The organism is Moorena sp. SIO4A5, assembly GCF_010672005.1.
GTDB lineage: Bacteria > Cyanobacteriota > Cyanobacteriia > Cyanobacteriales > Coleofasciculaceae > Moorena.
Genome location: NZ_JAAHHZ010000419.1, coordinates 1 through 4,125 on the forward strand (window position 1 = coordinate 1; position 4,125 = coordinate 4,125).

The 4,125-nt window shown below is 42.6% G+C and carries 2 protein-coding genes and 1 pseudogene; 1 reads left to right on the forward strand and 2 read right to left on the reverse strand.

The genetic code is table 11. From position 1 onward, the window contains the following. Positions 1-371, forward strand: a pseudogene (locus F6K57_RS38300) (glutamate racemase); the annotation flags it as partial. 684 nt (positions 372-1,055) lie between these two features. Here the strand turns inward: F6K57_RS38300 and F6K57_RS38305 are convergent. Both F6K57_RS38305 and F6K57_RS38310 read right to left on the reverse strand, forming a co-directional pair. Then, positions 1,056-2,213, reverse strand: coding sequence for a GNAT family N-acetyltransferase (locus F6K57_RS38305; RefSeq protein WP_293073735.1), 1,158 nt, complete (start codon positions 2,211-2,213; stop codon positions 1,056-1,058). A 323-nt stretch (positions 2,214-2,536) separates the two neighbouring features. Then, positions 2,537-3,700 carry a hypothetical protein gene (locus F6K57_RS38310; protein ID WP_293073738.1) on the reverse strand — a complete coding sequence of 388 codons (1,164 nt, stop codon included), beginning with the start codon at positions 3,698-3,700 and terminating at the stop codon, positions 2,537-2,539. Positions 3,701-4,125 lie beyond the last annotated feature (425 nt).

Below are 4,125 nucleotides of genomic sequence, written 5' to 3' on the forward strand. Positions count from 1 at the left end.
GGCAGTACCTAGAACCTTTGCTAGCAGCCCAAATCGATACCCTAGTTTATGGCTGTACTCATTATCCCCATCTAGAACCGATCCTGCGGGAAATATTACCCCCAGACGTTAAATTGGTAGACCCAGCAAAATACGTTGTTGCTGCTGCTGCTCAAGAACTGGATTTAATTGGAGGGAAGAATACTGGGGAGCCAAGACCAACTCGCTTTGGGGTCAGCGGTTGTCCTCAACAGTTTGCCCAACAGTCCCTACAATGGCTGGGTTACACTCCAACAGTTGAAAAAATACATCTACCACAGGTGTCAATCCCTACGATACCTTTAGGTGCGACCCGTGATGGCGAGCAATCCCTTGACCGTAGGTCACGCTAAGCGAACGCCATCACGGAAAGCGCACCTTTAGAATCCGTAGATTGACCAATAATAGACCGATTTTTTTACTAAAAATTGCTTGTGGAGGCAATTGTTAACCCATCCCACTTTCCTTAGGTGAAGTCGTTGCTCACAGGCGACTTCACCTAAATTAGTTATTATAATGATTAATTTTTCGCAATTGTTTCGGTCAAATTAACCCCTTTAAGTCACCATGGGCTATTTCAAACTTTAGTAAGTTAACGATAAAAGTCGATAGGGGGATAGGGAAATAAACTAAAATTTACCGAAGAATGCCCAAATAAGGTCATTAAAATCTGACGAATTAGCCGCCTTCAATCAACTTTTATCACTAACAATTTGTTAACGGCCTTCGAGGAAGGTTAGATAAATTTCCCCAAAATCCCGAGTATTCGTCCAAAATTCACCCCATCTCCCCATCTCCCCATCACCCCCTCACAGGGGTAGGTTTTTTACATTAGGGTCAAACCCACCCGCAACCGCCTACCGGTCGGGGGCTGATCAGAGGTAGAGGAAAAGGAAAACAACTTAGGTGCGCTTTCCGTATCTAATTATTAAATTCGCCACGGGTCGCACCTGAATAAGCGATGCAGCGCCTTCTTATCCCCCACACCCCACACCCCACACCCCACACCCCACACCCCACACCCCACACCCCACACCTCACGTCTTTGTTAAAAACCTACCCTTATGAGGGTAAGGGGGCTGGGGGGTTAGGTTTGGAGTAGACTTTTGTACATTGGGTGAAAAGTCAGGTCTGTAATTCCTGCGATATCCGTTGCTACTCTGTTGTGAAGGAACTACCCGCTCATTGAAACCTAGACTCATAAAAAAGCGGTTGATTTCGGATAATGAAAGACGATCGGTTTGATGTTCTCCCCAATAAAACAGTTCTTCCTCATAGTCTTCTCTTTCGGGAATAGTCGTTTTGAATGGTAAAGGTCGAAAGCCGATTTTTTCCATGGCTTTTTTGGATGGGATGTTATGTTTATAGGCTTTGGCGTAACAACAGCGCAAACCCAAATAACGGCTAGCCCAATCAAGCATAATCCTTACCGCTTGAGACCCATAACCATTTCCTTGAAAATCTGTACCTAACCAGTAGAAAAAAAAGCCAATCCGTTGAGATATTTCCAGACCTACAGAACCGATAAACCCCCAGTATTTATGGTTGACAGCAAACTGATATTTTGTTGATTTGGTCTGGTTTGTCTTTAGCCATTCCTGCCAGTCTTCTTCGTCGTCAAAGTCCGGTAGGTTACACAATTCCGCAATATTGGGGTCGGCGTATTGCCATAAAAAATCCTCTTCGTGGTAAGTTTGTAAAGGAGTAAGTAGTAGTTGGTCCGAGCGGAGTGCTTCAACTCCTTTGGGCAAGCTGTTAGCTAATTGCTGCTGTTGTCGGTACTCATCGAGTAATGGCTGGCGATCGCCACTCTGGATTGCCCGTTGCAAGGTTTGTTCTGCTGCTTCAAACATGCCTAGCTGTTGATAGGCTCTGCTGAGCAAGCGTAGGTTGTCTATGGCGTGAGGTGGTAGGTTATTGCTGGACATTGTTTTATCCAGACGATTTTGGTATTCCTCGCAGCAATAAATTATTAATGGCCAGTCCTTTAGGTGTTTGCAGGCTTTGATTAATTGTAGGATAGTCGTTGTTGGTAGATTTGCGATGACTGGTTTGTTGTCTGCTAGGTTGTGGTTTGGGAAGAATTTATCCCGTATAAAAGTAATGTAATCATGTCTTTCGTGGGGATTAATATCTTTTTGGTATAGGGTTTTGATTTTGTCCCGCCAGTTGATTTTGGTGGTGTGATTAGTCATAATGCTTTATAATTCAAGCGAGCAAGATGCTTGCACTACAAAACCTCCAAGTTTTTGGATTATATAATTTAGCTGCACATCAGCTTAATAAATGCTTTATTGCTGGTTTATTTGTACTTTTGTTACTTATAAGCAATATTTTCTCCCGCTACCCCTGCACTCCCTCCTCCCCCAATACGGTTCGGATAAGCCCGATTACTGGTTTTTTTCTCCCCCTGCTCCCCCTGCTCCCCCTGCTCCCCCTGCCTGTCTCAACAGATCAATTTCTTAACCGAACGGTTATAAGTTTAGTGTGTTACGCGGTTGCGAATGCACCAAACAAACTAAACATCGGCATTGTCAATTGGTTTATATGTGTTGCTTTCTTTATCAAACACTTCTATGTATTTTGTCGCGATGCCTGTAAGAAACACCACCTCGTCCCTTCCAGCAATTGCAATAATAGAAGACTCTTCTAATGTATCTGCGTCATGGACTAATATGGGTTGTCTTGGAGCTAATATCTTTTCTGCAGATGCATTACCCTTGCCGGACTCCACTAATTTGCGCTCAGGGAGGTTTAACGGGATTTTGATCCGATACTCATTTCCCCCTTTTTGGGATTCGGATTCTCCAGTGGCGACAAAATTGGTTTGGTCACTCTCAGCGCTAGTTTGTGCTTTCCATTCCTGTAGAAAATTTTTTTTCTGGTTATCATTCCACTTAATCCACACATTGCTGGCCCAAGATTTAGCATGTTCTATCGACATGCTTCCTCCCCATCCATGAAAACCGGAATCCTGCATTACTTGTTCAGCGTTTCGTTTGTCAGCGCGATAAACTGTCGTCGTATATTTGGCATCCTCGATGTCGGGTGATTTGTCAGCATTATCCTTTTTTACTTTTTCCTTCGCTTTTTTTGCCTTATTTCGGCCTGTCTTTCTGTATGCGGCTTCGATAATTTGCGGAACTGAGTTGAATGTTAAGTTTGGGTTTGTATACTTACCGTTATCCCATGCTTTCCTAACAGCTTTCTTTACATCTTCTGTGGTGTAAGAGTTGAGGAGTGTGTCTAACAAGTCTTTCGTAAAAAAGCCTACCGAACTTTTTACATCAAATTTTAACGGGTCGTCGGCAATTGTTGCTTGTTGTTGTGACTGTTGTTGACCAGTGGCTTGTGTTGTTGAAGGGGGTGCTTTTGTCTTCTCTTTATCCTCATCTTCTATGCTCTTAGGAGGAACTGATGTCAGAGTATTTTCCTGTTTGTCATTAGTTACATTACTGTCAGCCTGCTTCTTGAACTGTAGTCGTTGGTTTATTTCATCTTTTCGCTTTTGCTTCTTGGTTTTGCCTGGCAATAATTGCGAATTTTCATTAGTTGATTGTGCTGTTGTTTGATCAGTTCTTTTAGGAGGCCATTTATTCACGCGGTCTTTGACTGATAACTGTGAGAAATTATCAATAGATCCACTGTTTTGTGTTTTATTTTTTCTGTTACGTGACGACATTATTCCGATTTATCCTTATGATGTATGTTTGTCTGTTTTATCCCAGAGGTACTAACTAAGCACTGTCCCCACAAAAATAGGTACAAGCCATCCTTTGGCTTTGGTCAATGATCCAGACATGACGAATCTTTTGTGGTACCACTATGCTTTTTTTTTATATTAGAAAACTTTGTATTAGAAGACATTTTGGACTCCAATGGTTTTGTAGAAGATTATACATAACATTTGTGAGAAGGTTGATTTATGTTTTGTTCATAAATACGCTTAAGTTTTGATTTAAAAACTTACCTCTCACGTCTCGCTTTGTTTTTTGAGTATCCTGCTTTGATTTCGATGGCGAGAATAAATCGTTTCCTTAGCTTCACTCACTTGCTTGGTAGGGAGAGTGCGACGGGTCGCGCCACCAGCCTTGCTGCCCGCTGAGC

Coding starts and splice junctions, on each gene's coding strand:
- F6K57_RS38305 (WP_293073735.1), bottom strand. CDS start 2,213: ATGACTAATCACACCACCAAAATCAACTGGCGGGACAAAATCAAAACC.
- F6K57_RS38310 (WP_293073738.1), bottom strand. CDS start 3,700: ATGTCGTCACGTAACAGAAAAAATAAAACACAAAACAGTGGATCTATT.